Consider the following 19,409-nt stretch of genomic DNA (forward strand, 5'->3'; position numbering starts at 1 on the left):
TGGACCCAGAAAGGAGGCCCTGTGCCCAAGCCCCAGGCGACGATCTACGACATTGCGGCGCTCGTCGGAGTGAATGCGTCGACCGTCTCTCGCGCCCTGAGCCGGCCCGGGCGCGTGAGTGCAGCGACCCAACGCCGCATTGAGGATGCCGCGCGCGAACTCGACTACCACGTCAATACCGTCGCGCGGGCCGTCAAGACCGGGCGTCTCCAGACCATTGGCCTCCTCGTCCCTGACATCGCGTATGCCGTGTACCAGGACATCCTGCGGGGCGCGGAGCGGGCCGCGAGGGAGGTCGACTACGTGGTGCTCGTCGGGGAGGAGTTCCGTTCGGCCCAGGCGGAGCTGGACTGGGCGCGCCGTGTACGGGCGGCGGTCGACGGCGTCATCCTCGCCTCACCGCGCATCCCCGACGCCCGCATCCGCGAGTTCGCGGGGGACAAGCCGACCGTCGTCGTCAACCGGGTTCTCAACGGCGTGCCCAGCGTTGTGCCAGACGTCGCGCCCGGGGTGAGGGCCGCCGTCGTGCGCGCGGCCGAGCTGGGGCACCGCCGGCTGCTCTACATTCCGGGCGTGGGCAGCTCGTGGATGTCGCGGAGTCGATGGGACATCCTCGAGGCGGCGGGCGCCGAGGCCGGGATCGAGGCTGTCTCGGCGCCGCCCGGCATGCCCTCACGCCGACGCGGGGCCGAGCTCGCCGATGACGTGCTCGCCAGCGGGTGCTCGCTCGTCATCGCGTTCAACGACCTCATCGCGATCGGCCTCCTGCAGGAGCTCCAGGACCGCAGCGTGCCGGTGCCCGAGCGGCTCAGCATCGTCGGCTTCGACAACATCCGCGGCTCCGACTTCACGTCGCCCCGCCTCGCGACCATCGGCGCGCCGCTCAACGAGGCTGGCGGCCAGGCGGTCAGGATGCTGCTCGCGCGGATCGAGGGCAGCACGGATCGCGGAACGGCGGCCGACGACGGCGGTCCGGGCGCGCCGTCGTACGGCCTCGCGACAGTATTCCACGAACGCGGCTCCCTCGGCCCGGCGTAGAAAGGCCAGGAGGGACTGCTTCAGCCGGCGTGCTCGGCGCGGGCGGGCGCCTGGCCTGTCGAGGCCCGCACCTCGAGGTGGGTGGGCATGACGGCAAGCCTGCGGACCGTCGCTGCGTGCAGCGGATCGAGCTGCGCGAGGAGCATCGAGACGGCGGTGCGCCCGGCCTGCTCGATCGGCGAGGCGATCGTGGTCAGCGGCGGGTTGCAGAAGTCGGCCCCGAAGATGTTGTCGCAGCCCACGATGCTCATGTCCTCAGGCACGCGGACGCCGCGCTCGCGGAAGCGTTGGAGCATGCCGATCGCGATGAGGTCGTTGAACGCGATGACGGCCGTCGCGCCCGTGCGCAGGGCAGCGTCGGCAGCTGCAGCACCGGATGAGGTCTTCGGGGAGTAGGGCCCCACGCGGGTCGCCGTCATCCCGCGCCGCGCGGCGGCCTCTTCGATCGCCTTCCAGCGGCGGTGTGTCGACCACGAGCTCGTCGGGCCGCCTACGTAGGTCACCCTCGTGTGCCCGAGCGAGGCGAGGTGCTCGAGCGCCTGGACCATAGCGCTGGGGGTGTCGATGAGCACGGTGGGGGCGTCTGCCGTCGCGCGGTTGATCGTCACGAGCGGCTGGAGGCGCGCGGCCTCGGTGAGCTGGACATCGGTGAGGCGCGACGCCGCGAGGATGATTCCGTCCGCGGTGCGGCGCAGCTTGCGCAGGGCATCGAGTTCGACGTCGGTCGCCTCCTCAGTGTCGACGAGCAGCTGTGTGTAGCCCGCCGCCTTGAGCTGGTTCTGCGTGCCGCGGATGATGTCGAAGTAGAACGGGTTGGTCACGTCGGGCACGAGGACCGCGATGATGCCCGTGCGCCCCGAGCTCAGCCCGCGGGCTTGGGAACTCGGCACGTAGTGCAGCTCTGCTGCGATCTTCTCGATGCGCTCGCGGGTGCGGGCGTTGACGCGCTGCGGGTTGGAAAGAGCGCGGGATACGGTCGACGTCGCGACGCCGGCCCGTTCGGCGATGTCGCGGATGGTGGGCATCCGCTCGGAGGCCTCGATGGCCCCGGAAGACTCTGTCATGACTTCCATTGGAGCAGGCTTGGCAAATTTTGGCAATCGCTTGCCGCCATGTTTTGCTCTTCCTAGACTCGCTAGTGCTGCTCACGGTTGTGGGCTGCGTCACGAAATCCGATGCAATGAGTACTCAAAGAGGAGACACCATGCGGATGCGCACCTCCGCCAAGCTGGCCGCCGTCGCGGCAGCAGCGGCACTTGCCCTCACAGCCTGCGGTTCAGGCGGCTCGTCAGGGGGCTCGTCTGGCGGGGCCGTCAACGGTGCCGGCAAGACGCTCAACGTCCTGGTCAACGTCAACACGCTCTACCCCGAGCAGCAGAAGCAGTGGATGTCGGACATCGCTGCGAAGTTCAAGACCCAGACCAGCGCCGACCTCAAGTTCGAGACCTTCACTTCCGCCAACGACGAGCTCACGCGCATCCAGACGTCGGTGGTGTCCGGCCAGGGGCCGGACGTGTACTCGCTCGGCACGACCTTCACGCCGACGGCCTACGCGACCAAGGCCTTCGTGACGCTCACCGACGACGACTGGAAGAAGGTCGGCGGCAAGGACCGGTTCAACCAGGCTGCCCTCGGCATCTCCGGCCCGGACAAGGACCACCTCGCGGGCGTCCCGTTCGTGAGCCGGCCGTTCGTCATGGCCTACAACAAGGACATCCTCAAGGCAGCGGGCATCGACAAGCCCGCGACAACGTGGGATGGCCTCCTCGACCAGGCCAAGAAGACCACCGACGCGGCCAAGGGCCAGTATGGCCTCGCCGTCGCCTACAAGGACAACTTCGACCCGTGGAAGTACATCTGGGCCATGTCAGTCCAGGCGGGCAACCCGCTCGTTGACGGCAAGACGGCCAAGCTCGACGACCCGGCCGTCAAGAAGGGCTACGAGACGTACTTCGGCTGGTTGACCAACAACAAGGTCGTCAACCCCGCCTCGGTCGGGTGGAGCAACGCCCAGGCGCTCGCAGACTTCGCCGCCGGCAAGGCCGCGTTCTTCCCGATGACGACTTCGAACTCGATCCCGACGCTCGAGAAGTCGGCGCTCAAGGACAAGTACGACTACGCCCTCATGCCCGTCGCGGCGCCGGGCGACTCGTCGCCGAAGTCCGGGGCGACCCCCGCGGCGTCGATCCTCTCCGGGGACAACGTGGTCGTGGCGGATTACTCGAAGAACAAGGACCTCGCGTTCGCGTACATCAATCTCGTCACCAGCAAGGATGAGCAGCTGAACTACCAGAAGACCTTCGGTGACCTGCCCGCGAACGCCGAGGCGCTCGCGTCCCTGACCTCCGCGCCGCACATGGCACCGATCACCGACGCCGCGAAGCAGTCGTTCGCGACCCCGTTCACCGGTGCGTGGAGCGACATCCAGCTCGCCCTGCTCAACGTCACGGTCCAGAGCGTCCCGGACCTCGCCTCGGGCAACGTGTCCGACTCGGCGCTGAGCCAGCGCATCAAGGATGCGCAGACCAAGGCCCAGCAGTCCCTCGACCGGGCGAAGTGAGCTGCGGACTCGACCCCGCGTGACTGACATGAACACTGCAAGCACCCCTTCGCCGGAGACCCGGCCTGCCGCATCCGCGGCGGGCCGGGCCGCCCGGCCCGCCCCGTCCGGCACCAACAGGACCAACACGGGCAGCACCAGCACCAGCTCGGGAAGCTCCGTGCCGACCCCCACCCCGGACAAGCCGCGCCGCGGCCTGTCCGAGCGGAACCGTCCCCTGTGGATGCTCCTGCCGGGCGGACTCCTGATGACCATCGTCATCCTGATCCCGCTCCTGCTGGGCCTCTACATGTCCCTCCTGGACCTCGACCAGTACACCCTGCGCCAGTGGATCGCCTCGCCGTTCATCGCGTTCGGCAACTACGTCGAGGCTGTCACCCAGACCACCCTCTTCCACGCCGTCTGGCTGAGCGTCTCGTACTCGTTCATCGCGACCGTCATCGCCCTGCCGATCGGCATCGCCGCGGCTGTGGCGACGCAGAACGCGTTCAAGGGCCGCGCCGTCGTGCGATCTGTCTTCCTCATTCCCTACATCCTGCCGTCCTTCGTGGTCGCGACCGTGTGGCGCACGATGTTCCAGCCGCAGGGCGTGGTAGACCACTCGTTCGGCCTCTTCGGAATCGACCCGGGGCTGTGGCTCAACGGGCCCAACACGTACGGGGCCATCATCTTCGTGCAGGTCTGGGCATCGTGGCCGTTCGTCTACCTGCTCGCACTCTCGGGCCTGCAGTCCGTGGACCACGAGGTGCACGAGGCATCGGCGCTGGACGGCGCCCTGTGGTGGACCAAGCTCCGGTACGTCGTGTTCCCGTACCTCAAGGGTCCGGTCTCCCTCGCCTTCATCATCGGGATGCTGAACCACATCAACAACTTCACACTGCCGTACGTGATGTTCGGGCTCCCCGCCCCGCACGATGTGGAGCTGCTCCCGATCCTGACCTACGTGACGAGCTTCCAGAGCTTCCGCTTCGGCCTGTCCGCCGCGATGGCCGTGGTTTCGCTCATCCTCATCCTGATCCCCCTCTTCATCTACCTCCGCGCCGTCAGGCTTGACGACACCGAATCCCAGGGAGGCCGCAAGTGACCCTCTCACAGACAGTCACGAAAACAACGCTGAATCCGCTCGTTGACAGGCCCGGCTCGCGCCAACAGGCGGAGGTCACGCGCCTCATGCCGGGGTGGCTGCTCACCGTCGTCATCGCGGTGCTCGGCCTGTTCGTCCTCGCCCCGATCGTGTACATCTTCCTCGCGAGCATCAACTCGGACATCTCCGTGGCCCGCGGCGACTTCTGGCCCGCCGAATTCACGTTCGACAACTATGTGAAGATCTGGTCGAGCGTGGGGCTTGCGAGCGCACTCGTGAACTCCGTCATCGCGGCCGGCGCCACGGCGGTGATCTCGGCGGTCCTGTCCATCGGCACGGCCTACGTTCTGGTCCGCTACCAGTTCCGCGGGCGCCTCACGGTGCTGCGCGGCCTCCTCGGTCTGCAGTCGATCCCCGGCACGCTCCTCGTCCTGCCGGTCTTCGTCCTGTTCTCCTCGGCCGCGACGTACCTCGGGGTCACAGTGATCGGAACCCGCTGGGGCCTCATCGTGACGTACCTGACGTTCGCGCTGCCCTTCTCGACCTGGGTGATGGTCACCTACCTGCGCGGGCTGCCGAAGGAACTCGAGGAGGCCGCGAGGATCGACGGCGCGTCGAACCTGGGCATTCTGACGAGGATCATCCTGCCGCTGAGCTGGCCCGGGATCATCGTCTCCGGCATCTTCGCCTTCCTGCTCGGCTGGAACGACGTGCTGTTCGCGTCGGTCATGACGCGCCCGGACACCCAGACCGCCGCTGTGGCGCTGCAGGTCTTCGCGACCAGCACCGAGGGCGGTGCGATTCCGTACTACGGGCAGATGATGGCCTCGGCCCTCGTCTGCGCCGTGCCCGTCGTGATCCTGTACCTGTTCTTCCAGAAGTATCTAGTGGGCGGCTTGACCGCCGGAGGAGTGAAGTAGACCGTGTCAGACACCAAGTGGGAACTGTCCGGATTCGGCGACGAGATCGACGCCGACCCGCGTGTCCAGGCAGCGGTGATGCGAGCGCTCGGTGCCAACTACATCGAGGTCCGCAGCGCGTGGGGCACCAACATCGTGGACCTCTCCGAGGAGCAGCTCGCCGAGCTCAAGAAGGTCCTCGACGACGCGGCTCTCAAGGTCTCTGCGATCGCGTCGCCGATCGGGAAGGTCGATATCGCGCTACCCGTGGAGCATGAGGTCGAGCGCCTCGGCCGGGCGCTGCGCGCTGCCGAGGTGCTCGGCGCGGGCTACATCCGGATCTTCTCGTTCTACTACGAGGGCAAGACCCCCGAGGAGGCCCGCGACGCGGTGATCGAGCGGATGACGGCGCTCGCAAAGCGGGCGGAGGGCACCGGCGTCGTGCTCGTCCACGAGAACGAGAAGGACATCTTCGGGGACGTTCCGTCGCGAGTGCTGGACATCGTCGAGTCGGTGGACTCGCCGGCGCTCAAGCTCGCGTGGGACCCGGCCAACTTTGTCCAGGTGGGCGTCAAGCCGTTCACCGAGGGCTACGAGATGCTGCGCCCCCACACCGTCTACCTCCAGATCAAGGATGCGCTCGCCGCAACGGGCGCCGTGGTCCCGGCTGGCGAGGGCGACGGCGAGCTGCTCGCCACCGTCGAGGCCTTCCGCGACAGTGGCTACGCCGGCTTCGTCTCGCTCGAGCCGCACCTCGCGAATGCGTTCGAGCTCGGCGGATTCAGCGGCCCGCAAGCGTTCGGCGTGGCTGCCCGTGCGTTCGCGAAGGTGCTCGAGAAGGCCGGCGTCGAGGCCAGCTGAGCCACGCCGGCGCCGTCATGCGCCCAGCGCAACGCGCCAAGACCCGAGCAGAGACTAGAGAAGAGACCACCCGTGACTGACTCCATCGCCGCCAACCCTGACCGACTCCTGCCAGCCGATCCGGGAACTCGCCAGATCGCGCGCGAGCTGCTCGCCGACGTCGAGCATCTGCCGATCTTGTCCCCCCACGGCCACGTGCCGGCCGACGTGATCGCGGACGACACCCCGTTCCCCGATCCGACGGCGCTCATCGTGAGCCCGGACCACTACGTGACCCGCCTCATCCACGCGTCCGGCATCGAGCTCTCCGACCTTCGAGTGGGGGGCACGGCCGACGTCGACTCCCGCACCGCGTGGCGCAGGTTCGCCGAGGCGTGGCCGCTTTTCGACGGCACCGCCTCCGGCTACTGGCTCCGCAGCTCGTTCGAGCACGTCTTCGGACTTCCCTCTGACCTCGTCGACAACCTTGGCGCGGACAACGCGGACACCGTGTACGAGGCGATCTCGGCCAAGCTCGCCGAGCCCGGCTTCCGCCCCCGTCAGCTGTTCACGGACTTCGGCATCGAGGTCCTCGCGACGACCGACGATCCGCTCGACTCCCTCGAGGCACACGCGCGCATCGCCGCGGACGAGTCGTTCGCGGGCCGCGTCCTGCCCACCTTCCGCCCCGACCCTTACATCAACCTGGCCCACGCGGAGTGGAGCCAGCGCGTGGACCGGATCACGGCGGAGGCGGGCGACGGCGTCGCCGGCTATGCGGGCTACCTCCGCGGGCTCGAGAACCGCCGCCGCTACTTCGTCCAGCACGGCGCGGTCTCGGCGGACCACGGTGTCCGCACGCCGCTCACGCTCAAGCTCGGGCGTGCCGAGGCCGAGGCCCTGTTCGAGAAGGCCCGCCGCGGCGAGGCCACTGCGGCCGACCGTGACGCGTTCGAGGCCCACATGATGTACGAGATGGCGCGCATGTCCGTCGAGGACGGGCTCGTCATGACCATCCACCCTGGCTCGTTCCGCAACCACCACCGGCCGACGTTCGAGAAGTACGGGGCCGACACGGGCCACGACATCCCGTTCGCGATCGACTACACGGCGGGCATCAGGGCTCTGCTCGAGGACTTCGGAACGGCCAAGGACTTCCACCTCGTCCTGTTCACGCTCGATGAGACGGTGTTCTCGCGCGAGCTCGCGCCGCTCGCGGGCTTCTACCCCTCGGTGTACGTCGGTGCGCCATGGTGGTTCCTCGACGCCCCCGACGCGATGATGCGGTTCCGCTCGGCCGTGACCGAGACGACGGGCTTCACCCGCACGTCCGGCTTCATCGACGACACCCGTGCGTTCTGCTCGATCCCCGCCCGCCACGACGCCTCCCGCCGAGTCGACGCGAGCTTCCTGGCCCGCCTCGTCGCCGAGCACCGCGTCACCGAGAACCGCGCCCACGAGATCATCGTCGACCTGGTCGACGGTTCACCGCGCCGCGTCTTCAAGCTCTAGGAGAGACTCCTGTGACTGCTGCAGGCACTACCACCGAAATCCCCCTCCTCGGCCGCGAGGGCATGCAAGCGCCGCCCGTGAGGATCGTCCACCTGGGCCTCGGCGCCTTCCACCGCTCGCACCAGGCCTGGTTCACCGAGCACGCGTCCGACTCGGCGGAGTGGGGCATCGCGTCCTTCACGGGGCGCCGGCCCGATGCGGCCCTGACCCTCGCGGCTCAGGATGGCCTCTTCACGCTCATCGAGCGCGGGCCGGAGGGCGATACCTTCGAGGTCGTCGGCTCGATCGCCGAGGCCGTCGACGGCGCGGACACGGACCGTCTCAACGAGCTCCTCGCCGCCCCGGCCACGGCGCTCGTCACTCTGACCGTCACCGAGGCCGTCTACGAGAAGCACGACGCCGACTCTCCCCTCGCGCGCCTCGTCCGCGGTCTCGCAGCGCGCCGGGACGCGGGGGCCGGGCCGATCGCCGTCGTGAGCTGCGACAACGTGGCCGGCAACGGCGAGGTCGCCGAGCGTGCGGTCCTCTCGATCGCCGAGGGTCTGGACGCCGGCTCCGCCGGCCTTGCCGACTGGATCGGCGACAACGTCAGCTTCGTCGGCACGTCCGTGGACCGCATCACGCCGCGCACGACTCCAGAGGACATCGCAGAGGTGGCCGCCCAGCGCGGGTACCGTGACGAAGCGCCGGTCGTGGCGGAGCCGTTCGCGAACTGGATCCTCTCGGGCGGTTTTCCGGCGGGACGCCCGCGCTGGGAGGACGCCGGCGCCCAGTTCGTGGACGACATCGAGCCGTTCGAGAACCGCAAGCTGTGGCTCCTCAACGGGGCGCACTCGCTGCTCGCCTACGCAGGCCAGCTGCGCGGTCACACGACGGTTGCCGAGGCAATCGACGACGCCGCGTGCCGCGACGCCGTCGAGGCGTTCTGGAACGAGGCCGCCCGCCACCTGACGCTGCCGGGGCTCGGGGTGCCCGCGTACCGCGATGCCCTCCTCGAGAGGTTCTCGAACCCGCGGATCGCGCACCATTTGGCCCAGATCGCAGCGGACGGCACCACGAAGCTGCGCATGCGGGCCGTGCCCGTGCTGTCGGCCGAGCTCGCGGAGGGCCGGAGTGGGGTGGCCGCGGCACGCATGATCGCGGCCTGGATCGACTTCGTGTCCGCGGCGGTGGCCTCCGGCACCGACTTCCAGGACCCACTCAAGGAACACATCGTCGCGGCCGCGGGACTCGAGGGACGGGAGCGCACGCAGGCCCTCACCGAACTCGTCTCCGCCGAGCTCGCGGGAGACCCGCTCGTCGTCTCGCGGATTGATTCCCTCCGCGGCACGCTCGGCGCGGAGTGACGGCTCTTGGCATCATGACGGCAAATTGTGGCAATCGATTGCCATGCGACCACCGCCCAACTAGGCTGAAGTACACATCCCCTCCGGCAGCGCCCAGCAGTGAAAGGAAGCGACAATGAAGATCGTCTCCGCTGAAGTCTTCGTGACGAGCCCGACCCGAAACTTCGTGACCCTCAAGGTGACGACCGACGAGGGGGTCGTCGGCATCGGCGACGCGACCCTCAACGGCCGCGAGCTCGCCGTCGCCGCCTACCTCAAGGAGCACGTGGCCCAGCTCCTCATCGGACGCGATCCGCACCGTATCGAGGACACGTGGCAGTTCCTCTACCGCTCCTCCTACTGGCGCCGCGGCCCCATCACGATGGCCTCGATCGCCGCGGTGGACATGGCGCTGTGGGACATCAAGGGCAAGGTGGCCGGCCTCCCGGTCTACCAGCTGCTCGGCGGGGCCTCCCGCAACGGCCTCCGCGCCTACGGCCATGCCTCGGGCACCGACATCCCCTCCCTCTTCGACTCGATCCACGAGCACCTCGAGCTCGGCTACAAGTCGATCCGCGTCCAGACGGCGATCCCGGGCATCAAGGCCGTCTACGGCGTGGCCGCCCAGACCCAGGCCTCGGGCGAGCGCTACGACTACGAGCCGGCCGGCCGCGGCGCGTTCCCGCAGGAGGAGGACTGGGACACCCGCGCGTATCTGCGCCACCTCCCGACCGTCTTCGAAGCGGTGCGCAACGAGTTCGGCCCCGAGATCCCGCTCCTCCACGACGGCCACCACCGCATGACCCCGATCCAGGCGGCCAAGCTCGGCAAGGCCCTCGAGCCCTACGACCTCTTCTGGCTCGAGGACTGCACTCCGGCGGAGAACCAGGAGGCCCTGCGCCTCGTCCGCTCGCACACGACGACGCCGCTGGCGATCGGCGAGGTCTTCAACACCGTCTATGACTTCCAGAGCCTCATCAAGGAACAGCTCATCGACTATGTCCGAGCGGCCTCCACCCACTTCGGCGGCATCAGCCCGCTGAAGAAGGTCATGGACTACGCGGCGCAGTACCAGATCAAGTCGGGCTTCCACGGGCCCACGGACATCTCTCCTGTGGGCTTCGCCGCCCAGCTGCATGTGGGCCTCGCGATCCACAACTACGGCATCCAGGAGTACATGCAGCACTCGGAGGCGACGAACACCGTGTTCGAGCAGTCCATGACGTTCAAGGACGGCTACCTCCACCCCGGCGACAAGCCGGGCCTCGGCGTCGAGTTCAACGAGGAAGCGGCCAACTCCTTCCCCTACCAGCAGGCGTACCTGCCGTACAACCGCCTCATCGACGGCACGGTCCACGACTGGTGAGCACGGCCGTCGAACGTGCGGAGTCCGACGCCGCGTCCCGCACGTTGCATGTGATCGCCATGGGTGTCTCGGGCTCGGGCAAGAGCACCGTGGGGGCCCTCCTCGCCGAGGAGCTCGGGGGAGAGTTCGTCGACGGGGACGACCTGCATCCGGCGGCCAACGTCGCGAAGATGGCGGCAGGCACTCCGCTCGACGACGACGACCGTGCGCCCTGGCTGCGTGAGATCGGCGCGCGGATGGCCGCCGCGACCGGCACGATGGTGATCGGCTGCAGCGCGCTCAAGCGCTCGTACCGCGACCTCATCCGCAGCGCGGCGCCGGACACCGTATTCGTGCACATGCGAGGAAGCCGCGAGCTGCTCGCTGAGCGCATGGCCGCCCGGCCGGAGCACTTCATGCCGCTCTCGCTCCTGGACTCGCAGCTCGGGACCCTCGAGGAGCTCGAACCGGACGAGCACGGTGTCGCCTTCGACGTCGCCGAGCCGCCCGCCCAGATTGTCCGCGAGGCAGCGGAGTGGCTCCGCGCCTGACGCACTCGGGCGGCGTGCCCTCTATCCCCACGCCAGAGCGCCACCACGACCGCACCTGCGGAGTGGTGGCGTTTTGGCGTCTCCTGGTTGTTCCACGCGGGCGCGACTCGACTGGGTCGCGGGCTTGCGGGGCTGCACGGATGCGATGATGGCAACGTGTGGCAATCGATTGCCGAGATGTTGCCGCCGGTCCTACCCTTGAATGAACAGCCCCGAAGACAGGCCCCGCCCAGGCGGCGCTCCAATGCCCCGGCGGACCGCAACGATGCGAAGGACGGCACATGCTCAAGCCCCAGAATGGACCCACCCGCGAACTGGTGAGCCTGGACGGCTTGTTCGCCTTCAAGGTGGATTCGGACAACGCGGGTCTCCGCGAGGGCTGGCAGAACGCACGGCTCGACACGGCACTCGAGATGGCCGTGCCCGCGAGCTACAACGATGTGTTCGCCGACAAGGCGATCCGCGACCACGTCGGCTGGGTCTGGTACGAGCGTGAGGTCCGCGTGCCCCGAGGCTGGGTCGGAGAGCGCGTCTGGCTGCGCTTCGAGTCCGCGACGCATGGCGCGAAAGCCTTCGTGGACGGCGTCCTCGTCGCCGAGCATCAGGGCGGCTACACCCCGTTCGAGGCGGACATCACCGAGCATGTGAGCCCGGGCGGCGCGTTCCGCCTCACCGTCGCGGTGAACAACGAGCTCACGCAGGCCACCATCCCACCGGGCAACATCACCGAGACTGACGACGGCCGCCGGCAGCAGCAGTACATGCACGACTTCTACAATTACGCGGGCATCCACCGCAGCATCTCGCTTTACAGCACGCCGGCGGTCTACGTCGAAGACGTCGTCGTGACGACCGGCTTCGAAGGCGACCCCGGCGCAGCCGGGACCGGCACCATCGCGACAGGCACCGTCGACTACGCGGTTGTCGTCGCCGGTGAGACCGCAGGGCTCCTGCCGGTCCGCGTGCGGGTCCTCAACGCCTCGGGTGCCGAGGTGGCCGCCGCGGACGGGATCTCCGGCACGGTGGCGATCCCCGACGTCGAGCTCTGGCAGCCCGGCAAGGGCTACCTGTACAGCCTCGTGGTCGAGGTCGTCGACCTGGACGGTCAGGTCGTGGACTCCTACGCCCAGACGTTCGGCGTCCGGACCGTCGAGGTGCGCGGCACGGAGTTCCTCATCAACGGCGAGCCGTTCTACTTCACGGGCTTCGGGATGCACGAGGACCACGTCACGATCGGCAAGGGCCACAGCCACGCGCAGATGGTGAACGATTTCTCCCTCCTGGAGTGGGTCGGCGCGAACTCCTTCCGCACCTCCCACTACCCGTACTCCGAGGAGGTCATGGACTACGCGGACCGCCACGGCATCGTCGTCATCGACGAGACCCCTGCAGTGGGCCTCAACGCGGACTTCGCAGGGTTCTTCAGCACAGGAGCGAAGAAGACGTATGGCCCGGAGTTCGTCAGCGACGAGACCGCGGCCGCGCACCGGCAGGTCATCGCGGAGCTCGTCGCGCGGGACAAGAACCACCCGTCCGTGGTCATCTGGTCCATCGCCAACGAGCCCCAGTCTTCCGAGCAGGGCGCCCGCGAGTACTTCGAGCCCCTCGCCAGGCTCACCCGCGAGCTCGACCCGACGCGCCCGATCGGCTTCGTGAACGTCATGTTCGACGGACCGGACAAGGACATCATCACGGACCTGTTCGACGTGATCATGCTCAACCGCTACTACGGCTGGTACCTGAACACCGGCGACCTCGCGTCGGCGGAGAAGGCCCTCGAGGCCGAGCTTCTCGCATGGACCGAGAAGCACGGCAAGCCCATGATCATGACCGAGTACGGGGCCGACACGATGCCGGGCCTGCACTCCCTCTACGAGCAGCCCTGGAGCGAGGAGTACCAGTCCGCGTTCCTGGACATGTACCACCGCGTCTTCGACCGCGTGCCGGCCATGGTCGGCGAGCACGTGTGGAACTTCGCGGACTTCGCCACGTCCAACGGCATCATGCGTGTGGACGGCAACAAGAAGGGCGCCTTCACGCGCGATCGCCGCCCGAAGGCCGCCGCTCACGCCCTGCGCCGTCGCTGGGCGCCGCTGAACAACAAGAAGCCGCAGGCCCGCTGACCGCGACCGGCCCCACCCCAAGGACAAGGACATGACAATGACGTCTTCACCGTCGGCACCGGCCGCGCGCACCGATCATCCCGGGTCGGACAAGCTCCGCCTCCGGAGCATCATCGGCTACGGGGCGGGTGACGCCGCCAACAACCTCGCGTTCACCACCACGTCGATGTTCCTGCTTGTCTACTACACCGACGTGGCAGGCATCCCCGCCGCGGCGGCGGGCACGCTGTTCCTCGTGGTGCGCCTCTTCGACGCGTTCTCCGACCTGTTCGCTGGACGCATGGTGGACAGGACCAACACGAAGCGCTGGGGCAAGTTCCGCCCGTTCATCCTGTTCGGGTCCGTTCCGCTGCTCATTCTCACCTTCCTCAACTTCCACATCCCCCAGATCGGCGAGGGCGGGAAGCTCGCCTACGCGTACATCGTGTACGCGGCGCTGGGCCTGGCCTACTCGCTCGTGAACATCCCCTACGGCTCGATGGCCTCGGCGATGACGCAGAAGCCCAAGGAACGCGCAAAGCTCGCCTCGGCGAGAACCGTTGGCGCGCTCCTCGTCTCCTCCGCTCTCGGCATCTTCGTCGCGCCGCTGCTCAAGGCCGGAACCGACCTCCAGCCCATCTTCACCGCGGTGACGCTCGTCTTCATGGTGCTCGGCGTCGTGCTGTACCTGTTCACGTTCTTCACGACCCGTGAGAAGGTCGCCCGGGACGTACCCAAGGTGTCGTTCAAGCAGAGCATGCAGACGCTCAAGGGCAACAAGCCGCTGCTCATGCTGTGCCTCTCCTCGCTGCTCTTCCTCTCGGGCTACCTGTCCCTCTCGACCGTGCAGGTGTACTACTTCCGCGACGCTCTGCACAACCTCGGCCTCGTCCCGATCCTCTCGATCGTCCAGCTCGTCATCACCTTGGCGCTGAGCGCATGGGTCCCCGTCCTCGTCGCGAGGTTTGGCAAGCGGACCGTCTACATGGCGTTCATCGTGGTGGGAGTCGTGGGCGGCCTCTTGGTCATGTTCACCCCGACCACGCTCGTGTGGCTCGCGTTCCTCGGCTTCGTCATCGCGGTTGGCGGCATCGCCGGCGTCAGCATCGTGGTGTGGGCCCTCGAGGCGGACACCGTCGAGTACGGCGAGTGGAAGACGGGCGTCCGCTCCGAGGGCATCATCTACTCGCTCTTCTCCTTCACCCGCAAGACCGGTCAGGCGGTGGGGGGCGCCCTCGCCGGCTACGCGCTGGCCTGGGGCGGCTACGACGGCCATGCTGCGGCACAGACGGCCCAGGCCGTGACTGGCATCCAGATCGCCGCGGGCCTCATCCCGGCGATCCTCGGCGCGGGCGCCGGCGTGATCATGTTCTTCTACGAGCTCACGGACGCACGGCACGCCAAGATCGTGGCCGAGATCCGTGAGCGCCACCTCCAGGCCGGTGCTGGCCTCGGCGCCGACGCGGAGACGGTCGCCAAGCTCAGCAAGCCGGAAGGGGCCTAGCTCCCTCTCGGTTTCGGATACACGTCTGGGCCAGAGCGCAAGGGCGGACGACGGCGGAACCCACGTTCCGCCGTCGTCCGCCTCTCTGTTTCGCCCGGCTTGGGCGGTTTGCGGCGCGTTCACTGGACATTCATCGCCCAGATGCCTTGGATGTGTGCACTGGGGGGAGTGACCCGAGACGACAGAAGGCTCCCAATGGGCATCATCCAGGCCGAGCATCCTCGGCCGCGCCATTTCCTGGTCCATGTGAGCGATACGCACCTCGTCGGTGACGGACTCCTCGCGGGCACCCTCGATTCCGAGGAGCGGCTGCGGAGGCTCTTCTCCCAGATGCACGACGCCGGCGGCTCGCCCGAGGCGATCGTGGTCACCGGTGACCTCGCGGACCGGGGCGAGCCCGCCGCCTACGCCCGGCTGCGCAGCATCGCGGAGCCGGCGGCCGCGGCTCTCGGCTCGCGCCTCATCTGGGCCATGGGCAACCATGATTCGCGTGCTGCCCTCCGCGAGCACCTGCTCGACGAGGACCCCTCCGCCGAGCCGCTCGACCGGGTCCACTGGGTCAACGGACTTCGGATCATTGTGCTCGACACGACCGTGCCCGGGTTCCACCACGGCGAGGTCTCCGCGGCCCAGCTCGACTGGCTCGCCGAGGAGCTCACGTTCCCCGCCCCCGACGGGACGCTCCTCGCGATGCACCACCCGCCCGTGCCCTGCGTGCAGGAACTCGCGGTGCTCGTGGAGCTGCGGGGGCAGGCGCCCCTCGCTGACGTGCTGCGCGGCTCGGACGTCCGCGCGATCCTCGCCGGGCACCTGCACTACTCGACCTCCGGGACGTTTGCGGGGATTCCTGTGTCTGTCGCCTCTGCGACCTGCTACACGCAGGACCTCGCCGGCGCCGTCGATCCCACCTCCGGGATCCGCGGAACGCGCGGACGCGACGCCGCCCAGGCGTACAACCTCGTGCATGTCTACGCGGATTCGGTGCTGCACTCCGTGGTGCCCGCCGCGGGCGGCGAGACGGTGGGCCGCGACGTCCCCGCTGCGGAGGTCGCGCGGATCCTCGCCGACGCCGGGGTCACGTTCCCCGCGGACGACGGCGCGCGCCCGGTCCGGCGGTCAGAGGCCCACCCCACCCTCTGACCAGCGCCGAGATCCGGACCCGAAACGGAACGCGGTCAGCGCTCCCAAGGAGCCGGGATGGGGAAGTACTTCTCGAGGAAATCGGTCACGCGCTCCTGGCGCTCCTGCGCTGACACCTCGGGGAACGAGCCGTCGTTGAGGCAGAAGAAGTCCTGGTTGCGCTTCTTGAGCAGCTTGCCGAGCGACTCCAGTCCGGAGCGCACGGTCGTGTCGATGTACTGGACCTTCGCCCCGATCTTCGTCACGGCGCGCCCGGTGAGGAGCGCGTAGTAGTGGTAGAAGGAGTTCGTCACCGAGATGCTGTCCCACGTGCGGAAGCGCGCGGCGGCCGTGCGGGCGAACTCCTCGGGGAACTCCCGCTCCATCTCAAGCAGGACACTCCGCCGCAAGGGCGCGGCGGTGTGCTCGAGGTGCCGCGTGGTGATGCGGCCGAACCGCTCCCACAGGAGCCGCCGGTTAACGCGCGCGGCGTTCTCGTGGCCCGAACGGTCAAGGTGGTTGTCGCCGAGCCCGATCCGCGTCGAGGCCTCGATGAACTTCGTGATCCCGCCAGGGGAGAAGAACATGTCCGGGCCGAGCGGCCGGCCGAAGAACATGTCGTCGTTGGAGTACAGGAAGTGCTCGGACAAGCCATCGATGTGCTGCAGCTGAGACTCGATGGCCTGGGAGTTGAACACCGGCAGCACTGACGGGTCCTTGTAGTGGTCCGCGGCCGGCACGATGGTGATCCGCTCGTGCGAGGCATCCAGCCAGTCGGGGACCTTCGAGTCGGTCGCGATGAAGATGTGTCCAATCCACGGCGCGAACATGTGCACGCTGCGCAGCGCGTACTTCAGCTCGTTGATCTGGCGTACTCGGGCCTCAGCGTCGTCGCCCTCGCCGAGCACCACGCCCGGCAGGAACGACGCGCGGTAGCGCTGGAGCTCGGGGTCGGCGCCGTCCACCCATGAGAAGACGATGTCGATCTCGAAGTGGATGTCCGTCGCGTGGTCGGCGAACATGTTCTCGATGGTCGGCCAGGTGTGCCCGAACCGCTCTACGGTTCCTCGGACAGCCTCGGACCGCGGGATGGTGCGGCGCGTGAGCGAGTTCTCGATGGGAAGCTGCAGGATCTCGCCTTCCCACTTCCACAGCTCGATCTGGACACCGGTCTCCGGGCCGTAGCGCAGGCCGCCATGCGGCTCGATCCGCGGCCGATAGAGCCGGAACATGCGCGCCTGTGCCGACTCGGCGAGTTGGCCGTCCGCAACGAGCAGGGCTCGGTCCTTGCGTGCATCCACGGTCAGGGAGTAGAACGGCTCGTCACGGCACGCCGCCACGAGCGCATGGCGCAGCTGCCTGCGGAAGGACCAGTCGACGGCGATCACGGGTCGTGCGTCGTTGCCTCGCACCAGGAGGTAGGGGACCTGGGCGCCCTCGAGGGCCCCCCTCACGAACAGCAGGTCGGCGACCATCGCCTCGTGCGGGGTCTGGCCGGCGTTGACGAGGGCGTAGCCGCGCTTCTTGTGCCGGACCACGTCTTCCCGGTCCGCGAGGCGCCGCCCGGCCGCGGCGGAGGTGACCTCGTGCACCGGCGGCACGGACTCCTCGGCGTCCGGCGTGGCGTGGTAGACCTCGGCGGGGGTGAGGGACGTGTTCACGGGCCTCCTTGCGGGATGCGGGCGGGGCAGGACGGGTGTGCGGGGTTCAAGGCACATGATAGGCGCACGACGCCGCGCCGCCCTTCGGATGGCCACATCGCCATCCGCGACCACACGCCGTCGTGCGTGCCGCTCCGGACGGAACCCGGCCGAGCGAAGTGGATCCGGGTGAAGACGGCCGCCACTAGAATCGAAGCCATGACTGACGCCCCGCTTGCTGCCTCCGCCGCTGCCGCTACCGTCGACATCGCCGCCGCCCGCGCTCGCCTGCTCGAACTGATCAAGGAACTCGCCGTGGTCCACGGGAAGGTGACCCTCTCGAGCGGCAAGGAAGCGGACTACTACGTGGACCTCCGCCGCGTCACCCTCCACCACGAGGCGAGCCAGCTTGTGGGGCAGGTCATGCTGGACCTCATTGACCGGGCTGGCGTGCAGATGGAGACCGCGGGCGGCCTCACGATGGGCGCCGACCCGGTGGGCACCGCCGTCATGCACGCCGCGCGCGAGGCAGGCCGCGCCGTCGATGCGTTCGTGGTGCGCAAGGCGCAGAAGTCCTACGGGATGGGACGGCAGGTGGAGGGGCCGGGCGTCGCGGGCCGCAAGGTCGTGGTGCTCGAGGACACCTCGACCACCGGAGGTTCCGCGCTGACCGCCGTGGAGGGCGTGCGCAACGCGGGCGGCGAGGTGACCGCCGTCGCCGTCATCGTGGACCGCGCCACCGGCGCGGAGGAGCGCATCGAGGCCGAGGCCGGTGTGCCTTACCTGTTCGCGTTCGGGAAGGCCGAGCTAGGCCTCGACTGAGGGGCCCAGCCCGGGCGGCACTGTGGGAGAACCGGCCATGGACCCGGCCATGCTGCGCGCCGCACGGCGGCTCAAGGCGTTCTCGCGCCGCGCCTTCCTCGGTGGCGCGGTGGGGTCCGCGCTCCTGGCAACGGACATGTTCGTGACCCGCGAGGTGCAGAGCCGTCGCCGCCAGACGGTGGTCCTCGAGATGGCCGACGACGCCGCGAGGCGGCGCTTCCCCGACGCCTCGTGGGTCCTGTTCCCCGGCTACAAGACGAGCTGGGAGGAGGGGCGGATCATCCTCGCCGCCCTGCATGACTCGCTGTCCGAGCGCGGACAGCTCGCGGCGATCGGCTATTCGAACCTCGGGCTCGACATTGACGAGATCCTCGATGCACTGCGCGTCTACGTGCGTCAGAGGCGCCTGCGGACCCTGTATTTCTATGGGCACTCGTTCGGCGGGATGGTGGCCGTTGAGGTGGCATCGCGGCTGCTGGCCGAGAACGGGCCGCTCGTCGAGGTGATCGTGCTGGACTCGACGCCCGCCTCGAAGTACGACGTCCTCGACCAGAGCTGGTTCGACTCCGTGGTGTTCCTGTACGACCTAGGGATCCGCATCCCCTCGCTCGTCCGCGGCGGCTACGAGTTCGGGGAGCGCGTGATCCACAAGAACGAGCGCACCTGGACGCAGATTCTGGACCAGACCCTCGAACAGCTCTCGCCGCTCGCGCCGTCGAGCGTGCTGATCCAGGCGGAGTCCCAGTACATCTACGACTGGGACGTGACCCGCTTCGTCGGCACGCTCGACCGGGCGGAGATGGCGTTCATCGGCAATCCCGGCGACCAGACGGTCAACTACTCCTCCGCCCGCGCCCGGTGGGCACGGTATTTCCCCGAGAACCTGGTCAGCTCGGACCTGCAGACCATCGGCGCGTTCCCCGCCCACGCGAGCCCGGAGTGGAGCGGCATCGTGTACAACAACCTCCTCGGGCGGCTCCTGCCGCAGCTGCTTCCGCTCCCGCGGAAGGTGGGCGGGGCCGGTGGAGCGGGCAGATAGGAGCTCTTGTGGTATCTCACGTGTAGCAT

Annotated in this window: 16 protein-coding genes; 14 read left to right on the top strand and 2 right to left on the bottom strand. The window is 68.4% G+C overall.

Annotated elements, in window-relative coordinates; genetic code table 11:
- Window positions 1-21: 21 nt before the first annotated feature.
- Window positions 22-1,038, top strand: a complete 1,017-nt coding sequence (locus AB5L97_RS01930) for a LacI family DNA-binding transcriptional regulator (protein WP_369046242.1) — start codon at window positions 22-24, stop codon at window positions 1,036-1,038.
- Between the two features lie 20 nt (window positions 1,039-1,058).
- Here the strand turns inward: AB5L97_RS01930 and AB5L97_RS01935 are convergent, their stop codons facing one another.
- A complete protein-coding gene (locus AB5L97_RS01935; RefSeq protein ID WP_369046243.1) occupies window positions 1,059-2,102 on the bottom strand; it encodes a LacI family DNA-binding transcriptional regulator in 1,044 nt (347 codons plus the stop codon).
- Between the two features lie 140 nt (window positions 2,103-2,242).
- Here AB5L97_RS01935 and AB5L97_RS01940 point away from each other — a divergent pair, with 140 nt between their 5' ends.
- The 11 genes from AB5L97_RS01940 to AB5L97_RS01990 all read left to right on the top strand — a co-directional run bounded on the left by AB5L97_RS01940 (window position 2,243) and on the right by AB5L97_RS01990 (window position 15,900).
- The gene (locus AB5L97_RS01940; RefSeq protein WP_369046244.1) at window positions 2,243-3,598 is read left to right on the top strand and encodes an ABC transporter substrate-binding protein; all 1,356 of its coding nucleotides are present in this window, start codon (window positions 2,243-2,245) and stop codon (window positions 3,596-3,598) included.
- Window positions 3,599-3,626: 28 nt separating this feature from the next.
- Entirely contained in the window at window positions 3,627-4,682 is a 1,056-nt protein-coding gene (locus AB5L97_RS01945; protein ID WP_369046245.1) for a carbohydrate ABC transporter permease, read from the top strand.
- A gap of 86 nt (window positions 4,683-4,768) precedes the next feature.
- A complete protein-coding gene (locus tag AB5L97_RS01950) occupies window positions 4,769-5,602 on the top strand; it encodes a carbohydrate ABC transporter permease (protein WP_307957096.1) in 834 nt (277 codons plus the stop codon).
- Between the two features lie 3 nt (window positions 5,603-5,605).
- A complete protein-coding gene (locus AB5L97_RS01955) occupies window positions 5,606-6,442 on the top strand; it encodes a sugar phosphate isomerase/epimerase family protein (protein ID WP_369046246.1) in 837 nt (278 codons plus the stop codon).
- A 72-nt stretch (window positions 6,443-6,514) separates the two neighbouring features.
- Window positions 6,515-7,933: a glucuronate isomerase gene (uxaC, locus tag AB5L97_RS01960; RefSeq protein WP_307957006.1), complete on the top strand. Its 1,419-nt coding sequence runs from the start codon at window positions 6,515-6,517 to the stop codon at window positions 7,931-7,933.
- 62 nt (window positions 7,934-7,995) lie between these two features.
- Window positions 7,996-9,279, top strand: coding sequence for a mannitol dehydrogenase family protein (locus AB5L97_RS01965; protein WP_369047332.1), 1,284 nt, complete (start codon window positions 7,996-7,998; stop codon window positions 9,277-9,279).
- Window positions 9,280-9,394: 115 nt separating this feature from the next.
- A complete protein-coding gene (manD, locus tag AB5L97_RS01970; protein ID WP_369046247.1) occupies window positions 9,395-10,624 on the top strand; it encodes a D-mannonate dehydratase ManD in 1,230 nt (409 codons plus the stop codon).
- The gene (locus AB5L97_RS01975) at window positions 10,621-11,154 is read left to right on the top strand and encodes a gluconokinase (protein WP_369046248.1); all 534 of its coding nucleotides are present in this window, start codon (window positions 10,621-10,623) and stop codon (window positions 11,152-11,154) included. Before manD ends, AB5L97_RS01975 begins: the two co-directional genes overlap by 4 nt.
- 281 nt (window positions 11,155-11,435) lie before the next feature.
- Window positions 11,436-13,277: a beta-glucuronidase gene (gene uidA / locus AB5L97_RS01980; RefSeq protein WP_369046249.1), complete on the top strand. Its 1,842-nt coding sequence runs from the start codon at window positions 11,436-11,438 to the stop codon at window positions 13,275-13,277.
- A gap of 37 nt (window positions 13,278-13,314) precedes the next feature.
- A complete protein-coding gene (uidB, locus tag AB5L97_RS01985) occupies window positions 13,315-14,760 on the top strand; it encodes a glucuronide transporter (RefSeq protein ID WP_369046250.1) in 1,446 nt (481 codons plus the stop codon).
- Window positions 14,761-14,955: 195 nt separating this feature from the next.
- Complete coding sequence (locus AB5L97_RS01990; protein ID WP_369046251.1) at window positions 14,956-15,900, top strand: phosphodiesterase; 945 nt, start codon at window positions 14,956-14,958, stop codon at window positions 15,898-15,900.
- Window positions 15,901-15,935: 35 nt separating this feature from the next.
- Here AB5L97_RS01990 and AB5L97_RS01995 read toward each other — a convergent pair whose 3' ends face one another.
- Window positions 15,936-17,597, bottom strand: coding sequence for a stealth family protein (locus tag AB5L97_RS01995; RefSeq protein ID WP_423246816.1), 1,662 nt, complete (start codon window positions 17,595-17,597; stop codon window positions 15,936-15,938).
- 141 nt (window positions 17,598-17,738) lie between these two features.
- Between AB5L97_RS01995 and pyrE the strand changes: the two genes are divergently transcribed.
- Entirely contained in the window at window positions 17,739-18,341 is a 603-nt protein-coding gene (gene pyrE, locus AB5L97_RS02000) for an orotate phosphoribosyltransferase (protein WP_369046252.1), read from the top strand.
- A 37-nt stretch (window positions 18,342-18,378) separates the two neighbouring features.
- A complete protein-coding gene (locus AB5L97_RS02005) occupies window positions 18,379-19,380 on the top strand; it encodes a thioesterase domain-containing protein (RefSeq protein ID WP_307956998.1) in 1,002 nt (333 codons plus the stop codon).
- The last annotated feature ends 29 nt before the right edge of the window (window positions 19,381-19,409 follow it).

The sequence above is a fragment of the Sinomonas sp. P10A9 genome, from assembly GCF_041022165.1.
In the GTDB taxonomy this organism is placed as follows: domain Bacteria; phylum Actinomycetota; class Actinomycetes; order Actinomycetales; family Micrococcaceae; genus Sinomonas; species Sinomonas puerhi.

What these genes read in the sequence shown, in the direction of transcription:
- AB5L97_RS01935 (WP_369046243.1), bottom strand. Translation starts at nt 2,102, where the DNA reads ATGACAGAGTCTTCCGGGGCCATCGAGGCCTCCGAGCGGATGCCCACC.
- AB5L97_RS01940 (WP_369046244.1), top strand. Translation starts at nt 2,243, where the DNA reads ATGCGGATGCGCACCTCCGCCAAGCTGGCCGCCGTCGCGGCAGCAGCG.
- AB5L97_RS01945 (WP_369046245.1), top strand. Translation starts at nt 3,627, where the DNA reads ATGAACACTGCAAGCACCCCTTCGCCGGAGACCCGGCCTGCCGCATCC.
- AB5L97_RS01950 (WP_307957096.1), top strand. Translation starts at nt 4,769, where the DNA reads ATGCCGGGGTGGCTGCTCACCGTCGTCATCGCGGTGCTCGGCCTGTTC.
- AB5L97_RS01965 (WP_369047332.1), top strand. Translation starts at nt 7,996, where the DNA reads ATGCAAGCGCCGCCCGTGAGGATCGTCCACCTGGGCCTCGGCGCCTTC.
- manD (WP_369046247.1), top strand. Translation starts at nt 9,395, where the DNA reads ATGAAGATCGTCTCCGCTGAAGTCTTCGTGACGAGCCCGACCCGAAAC.
- uidA (WP_369046249.1), top strand. Translation starts at nt 11,436, where the DNA reads ATGCTCAAGCCCCAGAATGGACCCACCCGCGAACTGGTGAGCCTGGAC.
- uidB (WP_369046250.1), top strand. Translation starts at nt 13,315, where the DNA reads ATGACGTCTTCACCGTCGGCACCGGCCGCGCGCACCGATCATCCCGGG.
- AB5L97_RS01990 (WP_369046251.1), top strand. Translation starts at nt 14,956, where the DNA reads ATGGGCATCATCCAGGCCGAGCATCCTCGGCCGCGCCATTTCCTGGTC.
- AB5L97_RS01995 (WP_423246816.1), bottom strand. Translation starts at nt 17,597, where the DNA reads ATGTGCCTTGAACCCCGCACACCCGTCCTGCCCCGCCCGCATCCCGCA.
- pyrE (WP_369046252.1), top strand. Translation starts at nt 17,739, where the DNA reads ATGACTGACGCCCCGCTTGCTGCCTCCGCCGCTGCCGCTACCGTCGAC.
- AB5L97_RS02005 (WP_307956998.1), top strand. Translation starts at nt 18,379, where the DNA reads ATGGACCCGGCCATGCTGCGCGCCGCACGGCGGCTCAAGGCGTTCTCG.